The organism is Chromobacterium sp. S0633, from assembly GCF_024158805.1.
GTDB lineage: Bacteria > Pseudomonadota > Gammaproteobacteria > Burkholderiales > Chromobacteriaceae > Chromobacterium.
In genome coordinates this window covers 54,142-74,029 of record NZ_JAMZGH010000009.1, presented here as the reverse complement: position 1 = coordinate 74,029, position 19,888 = coordinate 54,142, and the positions used below count along the sequence as shown (strand labels likewise).

Genomic DNA, 19,888 nt, shown 5'->3' with positions numbered 1-19,888 from the left:
ACCCGGACCACAGCAAATCATGAGCCAACTGTGTAAAGCCTGTCAGGCCAGCGGCCTGCCCATCATGCCGGTACGCTACGCGCCGGTGCCCAAAACGGTGAAAGCCGCCCTGCCCGCCTGGGCCTGTGCCGATAAAGTCAAAGACATCGCGCTGGACGCGGACTTCCATTACGCGCTGCGCACCCTGCGCGCCGGCTTCGTCTACCTGTTTTATGCCAAGCACGCACGCGGCTCCAATCTATGGGAGTGCTATAGCGTCACCGAAGACGGCGTCCTGCTGAAACAGCCCTCGCCCAAGGCCGCGCAAGCGGCTGGGAAAAGCGTGGTTTGCAACACCGCCGGCCACAGCAATAGCCGGTTGCACCACCTGATCATCGAACAGCCGGAAAAATGCGGCCCGGCCTGGATCGCTTTCAGCGAATACAAATGGGGCGACCTGACACTGCGGCGCTATGCTCAGGACGCCAAGCTGCGCGCCGCCCGCATGCAGGCCATAGACCCCAAGGCCATGGCCGCCGGCAGCTCCAACGCCCACGGCACCACCGCCAGCAAGGCCGCGATCGAAGCGGTGATGGAATACCATCCCGGCTACCAGCCCGCCCAGCTGGCCTACGACCCCAAGACCGACGCCTTCAGCAAGGAGGACGGCAGCTACGACAAGGCCCGGGTGGACAAAAACTACGCGCGCTACCCCATCCACGCGCGCCGCGGCAAGGCCGAGGAAAGCCTGCAATTCATGCAGGCCCGCGCCAAGAAAAGCGGCGGCAACAACACCCCGCACATCCTGGCGCTGTGGGACGCCATCGGCACCGCCCAGGAGCTTAACGGATACGTCAACGACAGCGCCGGCCTGGCGCTGCTGTTCGCCGAGGAGCGCAGCTTCCAATTGCACGCGATCCAGGCATTGGAAAACATCCGGAAATCGCTGAGCGCCCAGGCCCAGGAAGGACAGGAGAAGTTCCAGGACGACATGATGCGGCGCGATACCGCCACCTGGTACAACCCTGCCGTCATGGCCCAACGCCGCGCCGCCATCGCCAAGCTGCAAGACCCGGTGCTGAAACGCCAGCGCCTGGAAGTGTGCGACCTGCTGGACCAATGGGCCGGCTGGCAAATCCCGGCCTCTATCGCGCCCAATGAGCTGGACGCCATCGACCTGCGCCGCGTCCCGGAACCGCAACGCAGCCAGCAGATCGCCGCGCTCAAGGCCAAGGTGGCCGCCTTCCGCGCCAAACGCGGCGAAAACTACGACAACAACATCGAACAGGCCGGCGACCGCAGTTGGCCCAAATACCGCAAGAAAATCGACCCGGACCGCCTGTCCAACTTCCAGAAATTCCAAAACGAGCTGGACGCCGCCATCGGCGCGCGCCAGAACAAAACCGTGGGCGCCCTGCTGCGCTGGCTGCAAGCGCCTTTGTTCCTGGACACCTTGGAGGACTACCACGACGCCGATCCCAAGGACGGCATCGAGTTCGAAGCCGTCATCGGCCACGCCATCAGCGGCATCAACGTCACCGTCAGCGGCCAGGCCAAGCTGGACGCCTGGGCCAAGGACGTGGCGATAGCGCGCAACAATGTGCTTTACCGCGCGCTGGCGCTCAATCAGAAGAAAATAGAAACCGAGCTGAAAACCGCGCTGAAGGACGCCAAGCAGAATCAGGACACGCCGTACAGCGACGCGGCGGTGCGCACCATAGAAACCACCAAGAACTATTTCCAGAAGCTGCTGGACATGTACAAGGAAAATGCCGCCTTGTACGAGAACAACCTTGAAGCTCGCAGCCCCCAAGGCAAAACCGCCTTCGGGGTCAGCCTCCTCACCGCGCGCACCGGGCAGATAGACCATGTGATCGTCACCGCCGGCAACGCCATCATCAAGGCCTTCGCTCCAGCCGCCGGCCGCGCCGGCGCCGCCCTGAAACTGGACAAGGCCGAGATCTATTTGGGCGAAAAGCTGCTGCAAATGGTGTTGGCTTGCCGCGCGCTGGTCAGCACCGCCGACATCAAGGCGCTGGTGGCGGCAGAGTATGCGGATAATGTCCAACGCAAAAAACTTAAAAAAGAGCCCACCCCGCAAGCCAAATACAAGCGCTTGCAGAAGGCTCTGCGCAAAGAGGCGGAATACCGCCGGACTCAGGGGGCCAAACTGCAGCGGGCCTACGATAAGCTACGGGTGGACAAGCCAAAAGACCATCTGTCCGTGGTCAAGGACGCCCGCCTGACTCTGCTCGTGATGATGATAGAAGGGGTCTACCTGGGACGTTTGCTGCTGCAAAACGAGAAGGACGGCGCGGTCTACGCCAGCCTGGCCGCCTCCGGCCTGGCCTTGACGGCCCAGGCCATCGATATCATGAGCCTGCCCCTGAGCAAGGTCATGCAGGGCGGCGAGCAAGCCCGCAGCATACAGCGCCTAAAACTGATGGGCGGTTTGTTGATGGCTGCGTCGAATGGAATTGGGATTGTACAAGATGGCCTCAGTGCCAGAGATGCCAGTACAAAAGGACAAACTACTATCCAAGCATTGTATATAGCAAAAGCCACTATCGGTGCCATTGGCCTAGGTGCATCTGGGCTCTCTACTTTCACATATGCCGCACCAGTCATCATGCGGGTAAGTAGTAACGTCGCCATTGCAGAAACAGCTGCTGCTCTCGGGGCCCGCTCGGCAGCAATACTCGCAACCCGCATAGTCTTTATGACGGTTGGCAGTTGGGTTAGCTTAACTATCTTTGTTTTACAGGGCTTAATTTGGGCCTTGGAGGACGATGACCTGCAAATTTGGATCAGTCAAACTCCTTTCGGAAAAGATAGCAAAAATGCTAAATCCCCCAAAGATATAAACGACTTAACTCAGTCACTAGAAAAGATATTTACAAAACCTAAAACATCTGAGCAAGTTTAAGGACATCAACCATGATTGTTAATAGCTCTGTTAGCAGCAACTCAGTTACTGAACTAAGCAAAATCAGTGGCAAGATTTCTCGATATAAGAAAACACGGGAAATGGCTAACTTCTTCTTTACTGACCACGACCGCAACATCATGGGTCTGTCAGCCATTGCGGGTGCTCTGGCTGGCGCTGCCGGCATGGCCGCCAGCACCGCTAGGGATGCAAGCAACTTACGCGAGCAAGCCGACTATGTTGAGATGGAAATTAATGGACAACTAGCTAAAGGGTGGGTTTGGTTTAGCCCATTCCAAGATGGAGATGAGGTTGAAGTTATTGGAAATCAACGGCACGATTACTTTGAACTTATTGCAATAGTCCGAACAAAAGATAGGACTATAGCACTTTACCCTCACTGCTCAAGAGGAAAAAATGCTCATATAAGAAATATTATAAAATGGTGGTTTTTCATTACCTTAGCGGCAATTATTTTTGCAATCGTTTTTGATATTGCCATAGCAGCCCTTGCCAACGATGGCATGGACTACTTCGTATCCACAACAGCTTTCCCATACTTTACCATCGGGATAAGTCTACTGACGGGAACCTTTGCATTTGTAAACGGTAAGAAATTCATGATGTATGTACATGCTGCTACTCAAGTTTTTAAAGCATTAGGTTTAAAAGAGCCTGACAACATCAACTTACCCAAACTTACAAAACGCAAGCCTGGCGATCCAGGTGCATTTGGCGTGATGTATTTTAACTATTGAGCCCCCGGCATGGCGATGTCACCACCTAGCAGCTTAGTGCCCACTTCATCAACGATGAAGCTAAGCAAAATCAGCGGAAAAATCTCGCACTACAAAAAAACCAGAGAACTTGCCAATTTCTTTTTTACCGACCATGATCGCAGCATCATGGGCTTAGCCGCCATAGCAGGAGCACTAGCCGGAGCTGCTGGCATGGCTGCAAGCACGGCTAGAGATGCAGCAAATTTACGCGAAGAGGCTGACTACGTTGAAATGAAAGTCGATGGACAGTTGGCAAAAGGCTGGGTCTGGTTTAGCCCTTTTCAAGCGGGCGATGAAGTGGAAGTTATAGGAACGCAACAAGAGGGTTACTTTGAGATTGTAGCGATATTACGACCAGCGGATAGAGTAATCGCACTCTACCCACATTGTTCCAGAGGAAAAAATGCACATATAAAAAACATTATAAAATGGTGGGCACTTTCCGTATCTTTCATGTTGTTTTTATTATTTCCCGCATTTATTTTTATCGTAAATATTTTCACCAGTTACGATTTAATTAAACTATTCTTTGGCTTTGATTACATATACACCTGCATATTTTTCTACACTTTATTTGGGCTATATTCTTTTGTAACCGGAAAAAGATTCATGATGTTTGTTAAGGCAGCCACACAGATATTTAAAACCATGGGACTATCAGACCCTGACAACATCGACCTTCCCAAACGGACTAAGCGCAAAACTGGCGACCTTGGCGTATTCAGTGTAATGTACTTCAATTACTAAGCACCAGTCTACCATGGTCATATCTCGTTCGACCAGCTTAGCCCCCAACATACCTAGCATGACGCTAAGCAAAATCAGCGGCAAAATTTCCCGTTACAAAAAAATACGGGAAATGGCCAACTTCTTTTTTACTGACCACGACCGCAACATCATGGGCCTGTCAGCCATTGCAGGAGCCCTGGCAGGCGCTGCCGGCATGGCCGCTAGCACCGCTAGGGATGCAAGCAACTTACGCGAGCAAGCCGACTATATTGAGATGGAAATTAATGGACTGCCCGCCAAAGGCTGGGTTTGGTTCAGCCCATTTAAAAATGGTGACGACGTAGAACTAATCGGGACATTTCAAGGGGATTACTTTGAAATCATTGCCATTGCGAGACCTCAAGATCGCACCATCGCCCTATACCCTCACTGTTCCCGAGGCAAAAATGCCCACATCACCACTATCATAAAATGGTGGCTCATGGCAACAACATTTTTGGTGGCCATATTTACTCCAGCATTGCTGACTATATTTGAAGTTATCCGGGGAAAAGAAAAAATACTTGGCTTTTTAGGCGTAGAATATTTTTACGCATCCATATTTGCGTACTTACTATTTGGAACCTACTCGCTCGTCACTGGAAGAAAATTCATGATGTATGTGCACGCGGCTACACAGATTTTTAAAGCATTAGGATTGCCAGACCCCAACAATATTGACCTACCCAAACGCACAAAACGCAAGCCTGGCGATCCAGGTGCATTTGGCGTGATGTATTTCAACTACTGACCCTGGCCCAAGCATAGCCATGTCTGTAACAAACGACTTAGTTGCTCTTACGCCAACCATGCAGCTAAGCAAAATTAACGGCAAAATTTCCCGTTACAAAAAAACACGAGAAATGGCCAACTTCTTCTTTACCGACCGCGACCGCAACATCATGGGCCTATCAGCCATTGCAGGGGCGCTAGCTGGTGCAGCTGGCATGGCGGCTAGCACTGCCAGAGATGCAGCCAACCTACGCGAGCAGGCCGACTATGTTGAAATGATGATTAATGGGCAACCTGCCAAAGGCTGGGTCTGGTTTAGTCCATTTCAAGATGGAGATGAAGTTGAGCTTATTGGAACTCAACAAGATGGTTATTTTGAAATTATTGCAATAGCTCGCCCCAAAGATAGAGTCATTTCACTTTACCCTCACTGTACAAGAGGCAAGCACGCGCACATAAAGAACATCATAAAATGGTGGCTCTACTCTGTCACATTCCTCCTGACTACTCTAATTCCAGCAACCTTCATATTATTTGAACTCATATCTCCCAGCCAAGAAAATTACATCTTCCTTGAAGTAGGATACTTATATATTTCCATCGGATTTTATATATTTTTTGGAATATTCACATATCTCTATGGCAAAAAATTCCTCATATTTACCCAGGCATCCAAAAAAATATTTAATACCTTAGGTCTAAACAAGCCAGAAAATATAGATTTACCTAAGTTAACCAAGCGCAAGCCAGGCGACCCCGGCGCATTCGGCGTGATGTACTTCAACTACTAAACGCTGCACTCAAAGCCCCCCCAAAAAACTTCAGCCCCTCCCCTTCATCTCATCGTCACCATTTCGTCATCCGCCGCGCCTAAGCTGAGCTGTATTCCACCATGTCGGCCGCGCGCCATGAACCATGTCATTACCCAGCAGCAATACGGCTCGGACCAGGCCGGGCTGATCTGCGGCTTTCGCTTTCATCCGGATTGCGCCGGCGAAGAGATCGATTCCGCTCAGGCGCAAGCCTGGCTGCGCGCGCCGCCGGACGGCGACGCCTTTCTATGGCTGCATTTCAATCTGGCCAATGCCGCCAGCGAACGCTGGCTGCGCGCGGCCTTGCCCTTGCAGGAGGATTTTTTCGAGGCCTTGCGCGGCGGCTCCAACTCCACCCGCATCGAATTGCTGGATCAGGCCTTGCTGGCGGTGATCAACGACGTGGCCTTCAGCTTTGGCCTGGCCTCGTCGGACATCGCCACCCTGTGGGCGCATGCTCAGCCGCGGGTGCTGATCACCGCGCGCGTCAAACCGCTGCACTCGGTGGACCGGCTGCGCGCGGCGGTGCGCGCCGGCGCGGCCTTCCGCTCGCCGGCGGCCTTGCTGGTGCATTTGCTGCAGAACCAGGCGGACGCGCTGGCCGGCATCGTACGCGCCAGCGGCGCGCAGGTGGATGTGCTGGAAGACAGGCTGCTGGCGCAAAGGCTGGACGATCAGCGCGCGCAGCTGGCGGCGATGCGGCGTTCCCTGGTGCGCTTGCAGCGCCTGCTGGCGCCCGAGCCCAGCGCGCTGTTCCGCCTGCTGAACCGGCCGCCGGCCTGGCTGGACGCGGCCGACGCGCAGGCGCTGCGTCAGTCTTCCGAGGAATTTGCGCTGACGCTGAACGATCTGGCCGCCTTGGTGGAACGGATCAAGCTTTTGCAGGAAGAACTGGCGGCGCGCCTGAACGAGCAGAGCAACCGCACCCTGTTCACGCTGACCCTGGTGACGGTGCTGGCGCTGCCCATCAATATCGTCGCCGGTTTCTTCGGCATGAACGTGGGCGGCGTGCCGCTGGCCAATCATCCGCACGGCTTTTGGGTGCTGGTGCTGCTGGTGGCCGGCTTCAGTCTCTTGGCCGCCTGGTGGGCTTTCCGCCGTCAGCGCGGCGCGTAGGCGGCGCGAACATGCGCTGGCATAGGAAGTCCACGAAGACGCGCAGCTTGGGCGACAACTGGCGGCTGGACGGCCACAGCACATGGAACATGCCGGTCTGGCCCAGATAGGGCTCCAGCACGATTTGCAGCCGGCCGGCGGCCAGCGCGTCGCGCACGATGAAGTCCGGCAAGTACGCCAGGCCCTGATTCTGGCTGGCGGCGCAGATCAGCGCCTCGATATTGTTGCAGCTCAAGGCGCTGCTCGGCGGCCAGTCCTGGCCGGCCGGCGCGCCGTCCAGCGCCCAGGTCTGCAGCTTGCCGGTGCTGGGGAAGCGATAGCGCAGGCAGGCGTGATGGGCCAGGTCCTCCGGGCTTTGCGGCGCGCCGCGCTCGCGCAGATAGCCCGGCGAGCCCACCACCAGCAGACGGAACGGCCCCAAGGGCCGCGCCATCAGCCGGGAATCCGCCAATGGCCCGCTGCGCACCACCGCGTCCAGGCCCTCTTCTATCACGTCCACCATGCGGTCGGAGAAATCCAGGTCCAGCTCCACTTCCGGGTAACGCTGCATGAAGTCCGGCAAGATGGGCAGCAGCATGCGATAACCCACCACCGGCAGGCTGACCCGCAGCTTGCCGCGCGGCGCGGCGCGGCTCTGCGCCAGTTCGGCCTCGGCGTCGTCGATATCGTCCAGGATGCGGCGGCAGCGTTCGTAGAACAATTCGCCCTCCGCCGTCAGCCGCACATGACGGGTGCTGCGCTGGAACAGCCGCACGCCCAGTTTTTCTTCCAGCCGCGCCACGCTCTTGCCCACGGCGGATGAGGACACGCCCAGCGCGCGGCCGGCGCCGACAAAGCTTTGCGCCTCCGCGGCGCGTACAAAAGCGGCCAAACTGCTCAAACCATCCATGCCGATGTCCTTATTGAGGATTTTTTGTCCGCTTAATTTGGACACGGCGCCTGTTTTTCGTCAATTGCCGTCAAATTATCATGTGTTCGCCCAATGACCATCCGCATCCGCCCGCCGCGCCGCGCGGGCGCTTGTCCCACTCTTTGAAAGGCGAAATCATGCATCCCTCCAAACCGGCGCCCTCCCAACGCGCTCCTTTACTGACCCTGGCCGCGGTCTGCCTGGCCGCGCTGACCACGCCGCTCAGCTTCACCGGCCCGGCGCTGGCCTTGACCGCGATAGGCCGCGAGCTGGGCGGCGACGCGCTGGCCCTGACTTGGGTCACCAACGCTTTCATGCTCACTTTCGGCGGCTGCCTGATGGCGGCCGGCGCGCTGGCCGATCAATACGGCCGCAAACGGGTGTTTCTGCTCGGCATTGGCCTGTTCTCCCTGTCCTCGCTGGGCTTGTTCCTGGTCGGCAGCCTGCTGTGGCTGGACTTGCTGCGCGCGGCCCAGGGCCTGGGCGCGGCGCTGTCCTTCGCCAGCGGCCTGGCGGCGCTGGCGCAAAGCTTCGCCGGCGCGGCGCGCACGCGCGCCTTCAGCCTGATAGGCACCACCTTCGGCATCGGCCTGGCTTTTGGCCCCTTGCTGTGCGGCTATCTGATTCAGGCGCTGGGTTGGCGTTCCATCTTCGCACTGGCCGGCCTGGTGGGCCTGCTCGCCTTGGGCCTGGCCGTCTATTGCATGCGCGAATCGCGCGACCCTCAGGCCGCCGGCCTGGATTGGCCGGGCGCGCTCAGCTTCACGCTGGCGCTGAGCTTGCTGACTTACGGCGCGCTGGCGGCGCCGGAGCTGGGCTGGAGCAGCCCGCGGGTGATTGCCCTGCTCTTGGGGGCCGTAGCCGCGTTCTGGCTGTTTGTGGCGCTGGAGCGTCGCGCGGCGCGTCCCATGCTGGACCTGAGCCTGTTCCGCTATCCGCGCTTTGTCGGCGTGCAATGTCTGGCCGCCGCGCCGGCTTACGCCTTCGTGGTCTTGCTGGTGCTGCTGCCGCTGCGCCTGGTGGGGGCGGAAGGCGTCAGCGAGGCGGAGGCCGGCCGGGTGATGCTGGCCTTGTCCGCGCCCATGCTGGCGCTGCCGCTGTGCGCGGCCTGGCTGACGCGCTGGCTGTCCGCCGCGGTTCTGTCCGCCGGCGGCCTGCTGCTGTGCGCGCTGGGGCTGTGGTGGCTTAGCCGCTATCCGCAGCTGTCCGCGCTGCAACAGACCTTGTGGCCCTTGCTGCTGATAGGCGTGGGCATCAGCCTACCCTGGGGCCTGATGGACGGTCTGGCGGTCAGCGTGGTGCCCAAGGAGCGCGCCGGCATGGCCGCCGGCATATTCAGCACCACGCGGGTGGCGGGCGAAGGCATTGCGCTGGCCTTGGTGGGCGCGCTGCTGGCGGCCCTGCTGCAACAACGTCTCGCCCCCTTGTCCGCGGCGGCGCCCCAGGCGCTGGCCGCGGCCGCCAGCCAGGGGGCGCTGGGCAAGCTGGCCGCCGTCGGCGAGTTCTTGCCCGGCCTCGCGCCGGAGGCGCTGTCCCAGGCTTACGCCGCCGCCTTCCAACGGCTGCTGACGGTGCTGTCCGCCCTGACCGTGCTCAGCGCGCTGGTGGTGGCGCTGTTCCTGCGCGGCGTCGCTCAGGCGCAGACGGAGGAAACGGACGCGAATCCGGCGCTGGACTCCGCCTGCTCTTGAGCGCGGGCGCCGGTTTGCCTTCCCGCGAGCCGGCGCTCGGAACGTGTTTACGATCTTGCGAGCTCAGGCGAGACAAGGCGAAAACCGCTGAGAAAGCAGAGTGTACACACGGTACATGAGCATTTCGAATGCGGCACTCACCGTGTCACGTCTCACGGCGCGCAGCAGATCGTAAACAGATTCTCAGGCCGTTTCATTGACGATGGCGATGGAAAACCCGTCCCAACCCTTGACGCCCACGGTTTGCAGCGCGGTGGCGGTCAGCCGCGGCTCGGCGCCCATGTCTTCTATGAAGCGGCGCACGCCGCGCACGCCGGGGTCTTGGCTGACCACATTGGCCACTGCACCGCCGCGCGCCACATTGTCGCCGACGATGGCGGCGCCGGGGCGCGCCAGCTTCAGCGCCCACTCCAGATAAGCCGGGTTGTTGGGTTTGTCTGCGTCGATGAAAATCAGATCGAAGGGCTCGCCCCCGGCCAGCAGCGGCAGGCTGTCCAGCGCCGGGCCTTCCCGCAGTTCCACCTTGTCCGCCACGCCGGCGGCGGCCAGATTGGCCCGCGCCGTGTCCGCGTGCGCCGGATTGGCTTCCAAGGTCACCACCCGGCCGTCTGCCGGCAGCGCCCGCGCCAGCCAGATGGTGCTGTAGCCGCCCAGGGTGCCGATCTCCAGCACCCGCCGCGCCTGCATCAAACGCGCCAGAATATGCAGAAAGCGCCCTTGCAGCGGCGACACGTCCTGCGCCGGCAGGCCGGCGGCGGCGTTGGCCGCCAGCGCGCCGTTCAAGACGCCGTCCTCCACCCGCAGCGCCGCGGTGTAATAGCGGTCCAGACCGCTCCATTCTGCTTGCATCGGCTTCTCCTGGCGCGGCCGCCCCGAACAACGGCCCGGCTTGACCGCGCATGCATGAAGCCACCATGATAAGCGCATTTCAGGCCCAGCCGCCGCCACGCCTGTCATTGCGCCCAGGGCGCCTCGTTTTTAAGGGGAAAAGGTATGGACAGATTTCAAGGCGGCGGGTCCGACGGCTACGACGAGCGCATCGCCAGGCTGATTCCGGGCTACGCCCTGCTGCACCAATTGAGCGAGGCCTTGCTCGCCGGCCTGTTGCCCGCCGATGCGCGCGTGCTGGTCGTCGGCGCCGGCACCGGCAGCGACACCCTCGCGCTGGCGCGGCGGCATCCCGGCTGGCGCTTTTGCGCGCAAGACCCGTCCGCCGACATGCTGGCCATTGCGCGGCGGCGCCTGGAGCAAGCGGATGTCGCCGGCCGCGTGGATTTCCGCCCCTGCGCGCTGGACGCCTTGCCGGAAACAGAGTTCGACGCGGCGCTCTGCCTGCTGGTGCTGCATTTCCTGCCTTCTCCGGCCAAGCGGGCGCTGCTGAGCGCCGCCCGCTCCAGACTGCGGCCGGAGGCCCCGCTGCTGCTGGCCGACCTTGCCGCGGCCCCATCCGCCGCGCTGGCCGCCGCCGGCGGCCACGCTTCTCAAAGCCTGGGCATGAGCGCGGAGGACGCCGCCCAGATGCGGCTCAAGCTGGAGCGCGATTTCCACCCCTTGACCGAGGCCGAACAGCGAGCCTTGCTGCAAAACGCCGGTTTCGCCGCGCCGGAGCGCTATTTCCAGGCCCTGCGCATCCAGGGGCATTGGACGCGACGACTGGGCTGAGCCGGCGCTAAGAGCCTGTTTACGATCTGCTGCGCGTCGTGGAGCCTTACACGGCGAGTACGGCGTCAGAATGCTCGTCAGCCACAGGAACACTCCGCTTCTTCAGCCGCAACGCCTTGTCTCGCTCTCGCTCGCAAGAGCGTGTACACCTTCTAAGCCTGAAGCGACGGCGCGCAGGCGCGCAATTGCGCGCGCAGCCAATCATGGGCGGCGCTGCGGCCGTGGCGGGCGTGGCTGTACACCTTGAGGGTGTAGGACGGGATATCGAACGGCGCGGCGTGGACGGCGATGGGCGCGGCCTGGCTCAAGGCCTGCGCCGCCAGCCGCGGCAGCGTCATGATCCATTCGGACTCCGCGATGATGAAGGGCGCGGCCAACACCGACGGCAGTTGCAGCGCCACGTCGCGGCGTAGGCCCCGGCGCTCCAGCGCGCGATCGATGCCGCCGCGGCTTTCTCCCCAGGGCGTCACCACCACGTGGCGCGCCGCCAGGTATTGATCCAGGCTGAGGCCGTCCCGGATGCGCGGATGGGCGCGGCTGACGATGGCCACGTAGCGGTCTTCCAGCCAGTCGAAGCTTTCAATCCCGGCCGCCGGCTCCGCAATCTCCTCGACATAACCCAGCGCGAAGTCTATGCGGCCGGCGGCCAGATCCTCGGCGGACTCGCGGCCGCGGGAATGCACCAGCTTGAAACGCAGCCGCGGCGCCGCCCGCTGCAAGCCCGCCAGCAGGCGCGGCATCACCGCGAAGGCGGTGTAGTCGGTCACCGCGATCACAAAAGCCCGTTCGCTGCGCTCCGGCTGGAAACCGCCGGCCTCGGCCAGCCCCTGCGACAGCGTTTCCAGCGCGGCGCTCACCGCGCCGGCCAGTCTTTCCGCGTAGGCGGTGGGCTGCATCGCATTGCCGATGCGCACAAAGAGATCGTCGCCCAGGGCGGCGCGCAGCCGCGCCAGCGCGTGGCTGAACGCCGACGGGCTCATCGCCAGTTCGTCGGCGGCGGCGCTGACCGAGCGCTGGCGCAGCAAGGCGTCGAAGACCAGCAGTAGATTCAGGTCCAAGCGGCGCAGGTCGGAATGCAGGATGTTCATCATGACTTGAAAACAATGCAGCGCATGCAGTTTGTCTTGGCCGTAGTATAGCGCTTAATCCATTCACCACTATTCAGGTTCCGTCCATGTCCATCCATATCCGCCCCGCCCAAGCCCAAGACGCCGCGCTGATCCTGCGCCTCATCAAGGAGCTGGCCGTCTACGAACGCGCCGGCGATCAAGTGGCCGCCACCGAGGACAGCATCGTCTCCAGCCTGTTTGGCGCGGACAGCCCGGCGCGGGCGCTGATTTGCGAGGTGGACGGCGAACCGGCCGGCTACGCCGTCTACTTCTTCAGCTATTCCACCTGGCAAGCCAAGCAGGGCCTGTATCTGGAAGACCTGTATATTTCGCCGCGGCAACGCGGCGGCGGCGCCGGCAAGCTGATGCTGCGCCGCCTGGCCCAGCTGGCGGTGGAACACGGCTGCGGCCGCTTCGAATGGAGCGTGCTGGACTGGAACCAGCCGGCCATAGACTTTTACCTGTCCATCGGCGCCAAGCCGCAGGCGGAATGGGTGCGTTACCGGATGGACGGCGCCGCGCTCGCCGACTTCGCCGCCGGCTGAGGCGGGCCTGTTCATGGTCTCCAAGCCAGAGCGAGGCGAAAACCGCTGAGAAAGCCGAATGCACACGCGGCGCATCAGCATTTCGAAGCGGCGCTCACCGTGCAGCATGTCACGACGCGCCGCCGATCGTGAACAATTTCTTAGCCGCTCACCGTCAACGCGGAGCAACCGGCGGCGCCGGCCCGGCCCACCCGAATCTGCACCGGGGTGCGCTCCTTCAAGGCTTCCACATGGCTGATCACGCCTATGGTCTTGCCGCCGGCGTTGAGCGCGTCCAGGGCGTCCAGCGCCAGTTCCAGCGTGTCGCCGTCCAGAGTGCCGAAGCCCTCGTCCAGGAACAGCGAATCGATCGAGGTTTTGTGACTGGCCAGGTCGGACAAGGCCAGCGCCAGCGCCAGACTGACCAGGAAGCTTTCGCCGCCGGACAGGGTGCGGGTGTCGCGCGCGGCGTCGGCCTGCCAGCTGTCGACGATTTCCAGCTCCAGCTCGCCGTCGGCGCGGCGGCGCAGCCAATAGCGGCCGTGCAGCCGGCTCAGGTGACGGTTGGCCAGCACCACCAGATGCTCCAGCGTCAGACCCTGGGCGAAGCGGCGGTATTTGTCGCCGCCGGCGGAGCCGATCAGGCCGTTCAAGCGCTGCCAAACGTCGGCCTCCTCGCGCAGGCCGTCGATGCGGGCGAACAGCTCGCGCTGGCCGTCGCGGCGCGCGGCGTCGTTGTCGAGCAGGGCGCGCAAGGCGCCGTCCTCGCCGGCCAGGCTTTGCCGCTCGGCGTCCAGCGTTTCCATGCGCTGGCGCAATTCCGGTTCCGGCTGCGGCGAGGCGTTGTCCCGCTCCAGCGCCGCCAGCCGTTCCGCGGCCTGTTGCCGCAGCGCCGCCGCGCTCAGCCTTTCCCGCTCCAGTTGCCGGCCGAGCGCGCTCAAGCGCTCGCGCTCGGCCTCCGGCAAGGCCGCCGCCAGAAAGGCGGCGGCGTCCGCAAACGGGCTGGCGGCCAGGGCTTGGGCCCAAGCCTGTTCCGCGTCCTCGGCGCGCCGCCGCTGGCGCGCGGCGTCGCTGTCCGCCCGTTCCAGCGCGCCCTGGATCTGGGCCAGGGTCCGCGCGGATTCCTCGCAATCCGCGACCGCGGCCAGCCAGGCGGCCTCGGCGTCGCCGTCCTCCTGCGGCGGCGCGCCGTCCGGCAGCCGCAGCGCCCGCCAGCGCGCGTCCCAATCCGCGACCCGTTCTCCGGCGAGCCGGTGCGCGGCGGCCTGGGCCTCCGCGTCGGTTTCCGCTTGCCGGCGAGCCTGTTCCAAATCTTTCCAGTCCCGCCAGTCGGCGGCGCGCTGTTCCAGCCAGCTGGCCTCCTGCCCCGCTTCCGGGGCCTCGAAGCCGGCGGCGGCGATGTCGGCGTCGCGGCCGCCGGCCAGTTCCCTCAGCTCGGCCTCGCGCTGCGCGAGCTCGTCCCGCAGCGTTTGCAGGCTCTGTTCCAGGCTACGCAGGCCGTGTTCTTGCAAGGCCCATTTCTGGCCCAGCGCCTGAACGGCCTCGCTTTGCCGCTGCGCGTCCGCGCGCGCCCGTTCCAGCGCCGCTTCCGCCTGTTCGGCGGCGCGCAGCGCGCTTTCCTGCCGCTGCTGCAGCCCTTCCGCGTCCCGGCAAGCCTGTTCCAGCCGCGGTCCGCGCCAGTCCCCGTCCGCCAGCCCCCAGGGCGCGCCCTCGCTCAGCCATTGCGCGGCCAGGGTTTCGCGGCGCGCTTGTTCCTGCTCCGTCGCCGCGTCCAGCTGGCGCAGCTGCGCTTCGTCTCGCGCCAGCTGCGCCGCCGCCTGCTGGCCTTGTTCTCGCAGCGTCTCCAGCGCGGCCTCCTTGGCGTTCAAGGCCGCTTCGGCGGCGCCGATGTCCAGCGCCTGATAGGCGGCCACCGCCGGGTGCTCGCAAGCGCCGCATAAGGGGCAGGGTTCGCCCGGCCGCAAGGCGGCGCGGTGCTGTTCCAGGCTGAGAATGCGCCGCTCCTGCTCCAGCAGCCGCCGCTTGTCCGCCGTTTGTTCCTGCGCCAGCCGGTAATCGGCGCGCAGCCGCTGCAAGTCGGCGTCGCGGCGCGCTCGCTCGGCCTCCTGCGCCGCTCTTTCCTCGCGCCGTCCGGCCAGCCGCTCTTCCAGCGGCTTCAGTTCGGCGGCCAGCGTCGCCAGGCCGCGCAAGGCCGTGTTTTGGCGCAGCGCGCGCTGCCATTGCTCGCGCCATTCGGCCAGGCTGCGGCCGTCCAGCGCCGCCCGGCCGCTCTCTTCCGCCCGCCGCAGCGCGGCGGCGGTCTCCAGGCCGCGTCCTTCCGCCGCCTCGGTCTCCGCGTTCAAGGCCGCCAGGCCCTGGCGCTGGTTCAGCGTCCGGGCGTCCAGCTCCGCGACGCGCGCGGCGCAGCCGTCGCGCTGTTGCCGCAAGCGCTGCTGTTGATCGAAACCGGCGCGCCAACGTTCCAGCAACTCGCCCAGGCGAGCGTGGTGTCCCAGACGCCGGGCGGCGGCCTCTTGTTCCTCCGCCGCGGCCTTGAGTGCGTCCAGACGCGCTCCTTGGGTCCGCTCCAGCCGGCGGGCCTGGCTCAAGGCCCGCCAATGGCCGGCCTGCCAGTCCGCGTTCCGCGCCGCTTGCGCATGGCCAAGCGCCTGGCTTTCCGCGCTCAGACGCAGCAGCTCCGCCCGCGCCTGCTCCGCTTCCCGCCATTGCGGCAGGATGCGCTGCGCCGGCTCGTCGCGGCGCAAACACGCCAGTTCCGGCTCCGCCCGCGCCTCCTGCTCGCTGGCCCGCCGCCACGCCTCGTCGGCGTCCGCGCTCTGACGCCGCGCCTGTTCAAGGGCTTCGCGCCACTGCCATTGCTTGCGCGCCAGCTCCCAGTCCGCCTGCGCCTGGCGCGAGGCCGCGCCCAGCGCGGCCAGCCTGGCCTCCATGTCCGCGCGCCGCTCCGGTTCCAGCAGCTCCACGCCGTCGGCGCGCGCCTGCCATTGCTCCAGGGTCTGGCGCGCGTCGCGGGCGCGCTCGAACACCTGTTGCGAGATCAGGCCGTAGATTTCGCTGCCGGTCAGTTCTTCCAGCAGTTCCGCGCGCGCGTTGGCGTCGGCATTGAGGAAGGCGGCGAAACCGCCTTGCGCCAGCAGCATGGACTTGGTGAAGCGTTCGTAATCCAGGCCGGTGATGGCTTCGACGCGCTTGAGCTTGTCCGCCACCTGGCTGCTGAGGATCTCGCCGTCGGCGTCGGCCAGCTCCACCTTGGGCGCTTGCAGCGCGCCGTCCGGCTTGTCGCGGGCGCGGCGCTGGCTCCAGAAGGCGCGGTAACGCCGGCCTTTGACTTCGAACTCCACTTCCGCCAGGCAGTCCGCGGTGTGCCGGCTCATGATGTCGTTGCTGCCCTGGGTCACGGCGTCCAGCCTTGGCGTCTTGTGGTAGAGCGCCAGGCAGATGGCGTCCAGCAAGGTGGATTTGCCCGCGCCGGTGGGGCCGGTGATGGCGAACAAGCCGCTGCCGGCGAAGGGTTCGGCGCTGAAATCCAGCTTCCATTCGCCTTGCAGCGAGTTGAGGTTTTTCAGGCGCAGGCTCAGTATCTTCATGCCTGTTCCTCCCGCAGGGCGGCCAGGGTTTCGCGATAGCGCAGCCGCAGTTGCTCCTGCAGCGGCGGATCAAGGGTTTCCAGCGCCAGCCGGCGCTCGAACACGTCCAGCGGCGTCAGTTCGTCCAGGGTTTCGCCGGCGGCCGAGGCCAGCCCTGAGGCGGCCTGCCCGCGGTCGCGCCGCACGCGCAAGAGCTCCAGCGGCAGATCGGCGCACAGCGCCTGCGCGCGGGCGGACAGATCGCTCAGGTAGTCGTCGGCGCTGACCACGATCTCCAGCCAGACCGGCCGTTCCGCGCTGCCGGCCTCCGCCGCCTGCGCCAACAGCGCCGGCAACTGCGCCAGGCTGCCGCGCACCGAACGCAAGGGCTGGAAGCAAGGCACCGCCAGCGGCCGGACGGAGCCTAGGCCCTGCTCGTCCAGCTCCGCCAACAACACTTCCTTGCCCTGGCCGGCTTCGTCGAAGCTCAGCGGGATGGGCGAGCCGCTGTAGCGGATGTGCTCGTGGCCGCCCACTTTCTGCGGCCGGTGGATGTGGCCCAGGGCGATGTAGTCGGCCGGCGGGAAGGCGTTGCTGGGAAAGGCTTCCAGCGCGCCGACGTAGATTTCGCGCACGGATTCGCTGGCGCTGGCGCCCACCGTGGTCAGGTGGCCGCTGGCGACGATGGGCAGGGGCAGGCCCAATTGTTCGCGGCGGCGGAGCGCTTGCTCGTACACCTGCCGGTAGCGTTCGCGTATGGCGTCCTGCAAGGATTGCTGCTTTTGCTCGGCGCTCTGGCCGGCCTGGCTGCGCAGCACGTCGCGCGGGCGGATATAGGGCAAAGCGCACAGCAGCGCGCCCGGCTCGCCGTCGCGGCGCTTGAGCATCAGGACCTGATCGGCCGGGTCCTCGCTCAGGGCCGGCACCACGCTGGCGGACAGATAGGACAGCAGCGCGCGGCTTTCCGCCAGCGTGGCCACGGAGTCGTGATTGCCGCCCAGCAGCACCAGTTGCACGCCGGCGCGATGAGCGGCGGCGATCAGGCCGTTGTAGAGTTCGCGCGCGTAGCTGGGCGGCGCGCCGGTGTCGAAAATGTCGCCGGCCACCAGCACGACGTCGGCCCGGTGGACGTCGGCCTGCTCCAGCAGCCAGTGGATGAAGGCCTGGTGCTCCGCCAGGCGGGTTTTGCCGATGAAATGCTGGCCCAAGTGCCAGTCCGAGGTGTGGAGGATGCGCATGCCGGCCGCTGTGTGGGTTCAATGCCCGGCAGTTTACCGGCTTGCCGCGTCCCGTCCAGTCCCGGACCTCGGCTCAGTCGCCCCACTTGAGGCTGAGACCCAGCCCCTGGCAGTTTCTGTCGTCCGGCGCGCAATTGCTGTTGCGGGTATGCAGCTGCAAGGCGCTGTCCGCGCATTGCGGCGAATAAGGGTCCTGATCGCAAAGCTTGGCGCTGCCCATGGGCTGGGGCGGCGCGGAGGCGTAGGCGCGTTCGGCGCCCTTGGGCTGGCAATAGGCATAGCCGGGATGGCTTTGGCAGTCCACCGGCGTCTTGGGCTCTTGCTTGCTGCGCAGCGCCTGGTCCGCCAGCAGGCGGGTGCGCTCGGACGGCGGATAGCTGAAGCGTTTACTGTCGTAGCCCAGGCTCCAGCCCGGCGGCGGCTTGGCCGCGGGGCTCGCCGTTTCGGGCGGCGTCGGCTTGAGGTCCAGGTCCAGCGCCAGGCTGGGGCCTGCCAGGCCTAGCGCGGCCAGCAGCAGGCCAAGAGATAGAGTGGGAGATGCGCTCATCGGAACCTTTCCCCGTTCCGCGCTTATGAACTGCCCGCGCCAAAGCGCGGCGGGAACGGTGTCAATGATAAAAAAGATAGAGCCGCGATGGCGTGGACAAGTTCCGCCGCGCGCTCAATCGGCAGGGACAGATGTCATGCTGTACACATAGACAGCGCCGTCTATCCCGCCCAGAATGCCGCTGAAATCAACCACGCCCCTCCCCGCGCCATGCACCAAGCCGAATCCCTCGCCCTGCTCCGCCGCGTAGACCAACGCGTCCGCCTGCAACTGTCGCCGCTGGCCGCCGCCATCGATCAGCAAGGACATTATCCGGAGGAGATATTGCGCGGCCTGGGCGAAGACGGCGCCTACGCGGCCCTGTTGCCGACGGAAGCCGGCGACGGGCCGGGCCTGGCCGCGGCGATGGCGGCCATCGCCGAAGTCGGCGCGGTTTGCGGCAGCACCGCCTTTCTGGCCTGGTGCCAGAGCGCCAGCGTCTGGCTGCTGCGCCACGCGGCGCCGCGGGCGGAGCTGAGATCGCTGATGACGGAACTGGCCGCGGGCCGGCGCCTGGGCGGCCCCGGCCTATCCAACGCCATCAAGCACCTGGCCGGCCTTGAGCCGCTGCGGCTGCATGCCGAACCTTGCCCCAGCGGGTACCGGATATCCGGCGATCTGCCCTGGGTGTCCAATATCGGCGGCGGCCATGTGTTCGCCGCGGCGGCGGCCGCTTCGGACGGCGGCAAGCTGGTCTTCGTCGCCGATTGCGACGCGCCGGGGGTACGGCTCTGCGACGGGCCGCCCACCGCCGGCATGGCCGGCACCCGCACATTGAGCGTGAGGCTGGACAAGGTGTTGGTGCCCGCCGAGCGGGTGGCGGCGGAACCGGCCGACTTCGCCGCCTTCATACGGCGCGTCCGCCCCGGCTTCGTGCTGGCGCAGGCGGCGGCGGGTCTGGGCATTGTGCAAGGCTGCCTGGACGACATCCAGGAAGCCAATCTGCGCGACGGCGAGCAGAATCGCTGGCTGGACCACTCGTATCAGGATCTGGCGGCCGAACTGGCCGGTTTGTGGCGCGAGGCGAAAACGCTGGCGCCTCAGGCCGAGGCGGGCCAGGTTCAACCCTTGAGCGTGCTGCGCTTGCGCGCCGCGGTGGGCGAATTGTGTCTGCGCGCGGCGATGTCGGCTCAACTGCACGCCGGCGCGGCCGGCTTTCTGCTGTCGCATTCGGCGCAGCGCCGGCTGCGCGAGGCCAGCTTCATCGCCATCGTGACGCCGACGCTGAAACAGCTGCGGCGCGAAATCGATCTCGCGGAACAGGCGCAGCCGGCTTAGAAGCCGTTCAAAATCCGCCCCGCCTCGCGCTGCGCAACGCAGGATAAGGCTTTGCCGGCGGGCCTTGGAACGTGTTTACGATCTCGCGAGCTAAGGCGAGACAAGGCCTTGCGGCTGAGAAAGCGGAATGTACGAGGCGCGCGCGAGCATGCCGAACGCCGGCGCTCGCCGCGCCGCGCCTCACGAAGCGCGGCGGACTTTGAATGGATTCC

The 19,888-nt window shown here is 64.1% G+C and carries 16 protein-coding genes; 10 read left to right on the top strand and 6 right to left on the bottom strand.

All coding sequences use genetic code 11. The features are described 5' to 3' along the window. Window positions 1-19 precede the first annotated feature (19 nt). The 6 genes from NK214_RS08770 (at window position 20) to NK214_RS08745 (ending at window position 7,112) form a co-directional block, all read left to right on the top strand. On the top strand, window positions 20-2,905 hold the full coding sequence (locus NK214_RS08770; RefSeq protein WP_253314250.1) for a T6SS effector BTH_I2691 family protein: 2,886 nt from the start codon (window positions 20-22) through the stop codon (window positions 2,903-2,905). Between the two features lie 11 nt (window positions 2,906-2,916). Then, window positions 2,917-3,663, top strand: a complete 747-nt coding sequence (locus NK214_RS08765) for a putative type VI secretion system effector (protein ID WP_253314249.1) — start codon at window positions 2,917-2,919, stop codon at window positions 3,661-3,663. Between the two features lie 54 nt (window positions 3,664-3,717). After that, window positions 3,718-4,431 carry a putative type VI secretion system effector gene (locus tag NK214_RS08760; RefSeq protein ID WP_253314248.1) on the top strand — a complete coding sequence of 238 codons (714 nt, stop codon included), beginning with the start codon at window positions 3,718-3,720 and terminating at the stop codon, window positions 4,429-4,431. Window positions 4,432-4,489: 58 nt separating this feature from the next. Next, window positions 4,490-5,203, top strand: a complete 714-nt coding sequence (locus NK214_RS08755; protein ID WP_253314247.1) for a putative type VI secretion system effector — start codon at window positions 4,490-4,492, stop codon at window positions 5,201-5,203. A gap of 19 nt (window positions 5,204-5,222) precedes the next feature. After that, the gene (locus tag NK214_RS08750) at window positions 5,223-5,975 is read left to right on the top strand and encodes a putative type VI secretion system effector (protein ID WP_253314246.1); all 753 of its coding nucleotides are present in this window, start codon (window positions 5,223-5,225) and stop codon (window positions 5,973-5,975) included. 117 nt (window positions 5,976-6,092) lie between these two features. Further along, a complete protein-coding gene (locus NK214_RS08745; RefSeq protein WP_107799168.1) occupies window positions 6,093-7,112 on the top strand; it encodes a transporter in 1,020 nt (339 codons plus the stop codon). On the opposite strand, the gene NK214_RS08740 is transcribed toward NK214_RS08745, so the two are convergent. Continuing rightward, on the bottom strand, window positions 7,063-8,046 hold the full coding sequence (locus NK214_RS08740; RefSeq protein ID WP_253314245.1) for a LysR substrate-binding domain-containing protein: 984 nt from the start codon (window positions 8,044-8,046) through the stop codon (window positions 7,063-7,065). The genes NK214_RS08745 and NK214_RS08740 overlap by 50 nt on opposite strands. A 113-nt stretch (window positions 8,047-8,159) precedes the next feature. Between NK214_RS08740 and NK214_RS08735 the strand changes: the two genes are divergently transcribed. Beyond that, window positions 8,160-9,713 carry an MFS transporter gene (locus tag NK214_RS08735; RefSeq protein ID WP_253314244.1) on the top strand — a complete coding sequence of 518 codons (1,554 nt, stop codon included), beginning with the start codon at window positions 8,160-8,162 and terminating at the stop codon, window positions 9,711-9,713. Window positions 9,714-9,896: 183 nt separating this feature from the next. On the opposite strand, the gene NK214_RS08730 is transcribed toward NK214_RS08735, so the two are convergent. After that, window positions 9,897-10,562 carry an O-methyltransferase gene (locus NK214_RS08730; protein ID WP_107799170.1) on the bottom strand — a complete coding sequence of 222 codons (666 nt, stop codon included), beginning with the start codon at window positions 10,560-10,562 and terminating at the stop codon, window positions 9,897-9,899. A 144-nt stretch (window positions 10,563-10,706) separates the two neighbouring features. Between NK214_RS08730 and NK214_RS08725 the strand changes: the two genes are divergently transcribed. After that, window positions 10,707-11,375, top strand: a complete 669-nt coding sequence (locus tag NK214_RS08725) for a bifunctional 2-polyprenyl-6-hydroxyphenol methylase/3-demethylubiquinol 3-O-methyltransferase UbiG (RefSeq protein WP_253314243.1) — start codon at window positions 10,707-10,709, stop codon at window positions 11,373-11,375. Window positions 11,376-11,527: 152 nt separating this feature from the next. Here the strand turns inward: NK214_RS08725 and NK214_RS08720 are convergent, their stop codons facing one another. Continuing rightward, window positions 11,528-12,463: a LysR family transcriptional regulator gene (locus tag NK214_RS08720; RefSeq protein ID WP_107799172.1), complete on the bottom strand. Its 936-nt coding sequence runs from the start codon at window positions 12,461-12,463 to the stop codon at window positions 11,528-11,530. A gap of 86 nt (window positions 12,464-12,549) precedes the next feature. Here NK214_RS08720 and NK214_RS08715 point away from each other — a divergent pair, with 86 nt between their 5' ends. Then, entirely contained in the window at window positions 12,550-13,029 is a 480-nt protein-coding gene (locus NK214_RS08715; protein WP_107799173.1) for a GNAT family N-acetyltransferase, read from the top strand. A gap of 140 nt (window positions 13,030-13,169) precedes the next feature. On the opposite strand, the gene sbcC is transcribed toward NK214_RS08715, so the two are convergent. The 3 genes from sbcC to NK214_RS08700 form a co-directional block, all read right to left on the bottom strand. Further along, complete coding sequence (gene sbcC, locus NK214_RS08710; protein WP_253314242.1) at window positions 13,170-16,595, bottom strand: exonuclease subunit SbcC; 3,426 nt, start codon at window positions 16,593-16,595, stop codon at window positions 13,170-13,172. After that, window positions 16,592-17,812, bottom strand: coding sequence for an exonuclease subunit SbcD (gene sbcD, locus NK214_RS08705; protein ID WP_227108263.1), 1,221 nt, complete (start codon window positions 17,810-17,812; stop codon window positions 16,592-16,594). Before sbcD ends, sbcC begins: the two co-directional genes overlap by 4 nt. 73 nt (window positions 17,813-17,885) lie before the next feature. Continuing rightward, window positions 17,886-18,359: a hypothetical protein gene (locus NK214_RS08700; protein WP_227108260.1), complete on the bottom strand. Its 474-nt coding sequence runs from the start codon at window positions 18,357-18,359 to the stop codon at window positions 17,886-17,888. A 210-nt stretch (window positions 18,360-18,569) separates the two neighbouring features. Here NK214_RS08700 and NK214_RS08695 point away from each other — a divergent pair, with 210 nt between their 5' ends. Further along, window positions 18,570-19,676 carry an acyl-CoA dehydrogenase family protein gene (locus NK214_RS08695; protein ID WP_235088768.1) on the top strand — a complete coding sequence of 369 codons (1,107 nt, stop codon included), beginning with the start codon at window positions 18,570-18,572 and terminating at the stop codon, window positions 19,674-19,676. Window positions 19,677-19,888: the final 212 nt, after the last annotated feature.

Coding starts and splice junctions, on each gene's coding strand:
- NK214_RS08765 (WP_253314249.1), top strand. CDS start 2,917: ATGATTGTTAATAGCTCTGTTAGCAGCAACTCAGTTACTGAACTAAGC.
- NK214_RS08755 (WP_253314247.1), top strand. CDS start 4,490: ATGACGCTAAGCAAAATCAGCGGCAAAATTTCCCGTTACAAAAAAATA.
- NK214_RS08695 (WP_235088768.1), top strand. CDS start 18,570: ATGCACCAAGCCGAATCCCTCGCCCTGCTCCGCCGCGTAGACCAACGC.
- sbcC (WP_253314242.1), bottom strand. CDS start 16,595: ATGAAGATACTGAGCCTGCGCCTGAAAAACCTCAACTCGCTGCAAGGC.
- NK214_RS08730 (WP_107799170.1), bottom strand. CDS start 10,562: ATGCAAGCAGAATGGAGCGGTCTGGACCGCTATTACACCGCGGCGCTG.
- sbcD (WP_227108263.1), bottom strand. CDS start 17,812: ATGCGCATCCTCCACACCTCGGACTGGCACTTGGGCCAGCATTTCATC.
- NK214_RS08750 (WP_253314246.1), top strand. CDS start 5,223: ATGTCTGTAACAAACGACTTAGTTGCTCTTACGCCAACCATGCAGCTA.
- NK214_RS08720 (WP_107799172.1), bottom strand. CDS start 12,463: ATGAACATCCTGCATTCCGACCTGCGCCGCTTGGACCTGAATCTACTG.
- NK214_RS08700 (WP_227108260.1), bottom strand. CDS start 18,359: ATGAGCGCATCTCCCACTCTATCTCTTGGCCTGCTGCTGGCCGCGCTA.
- NK214_RS08735 (WP_253314244.1), top strand. CDS start 8,160: ATGCATCCCTCCAAACCGGCGCCCTCCCAACGCGCTCCTTTACTGACC.
- NK214_RS08715 (WP_107799173.1), top strand. CDS start 12,550: ATGTCCATCCATATCCGCCCCGCCCAAGCCCAAGACGCCGCGCTGATC.
- NK214_RS08760 (WP_253314248.1), top strand. CDS start 3,718: ATGAAGCTAAGCAAAATCAGCGGAAAAATCTCGCACTACAAAAAAACC.
- NK214_RS08725 (WP_253314243.1), top strand. CDS start 10,707: ATGGACAGATTTCAAGGCGGCGGGTCCGACGGCTACGACGAGCGCATC.
- NK214_RS08745 (WP_107799168.1), top strand. CDS start 6,093: ATGAACCATGTCATTACCCAGCAGCAATACGGCTCGGACCAGGCCGGG.
- NK214_RS08770 (WP_253314250.1), top strand. CDS start 20: ATGAGCCAACTGTGTAAAGCCTGTCAGGCCAGCGGCCTGCCCATCATG.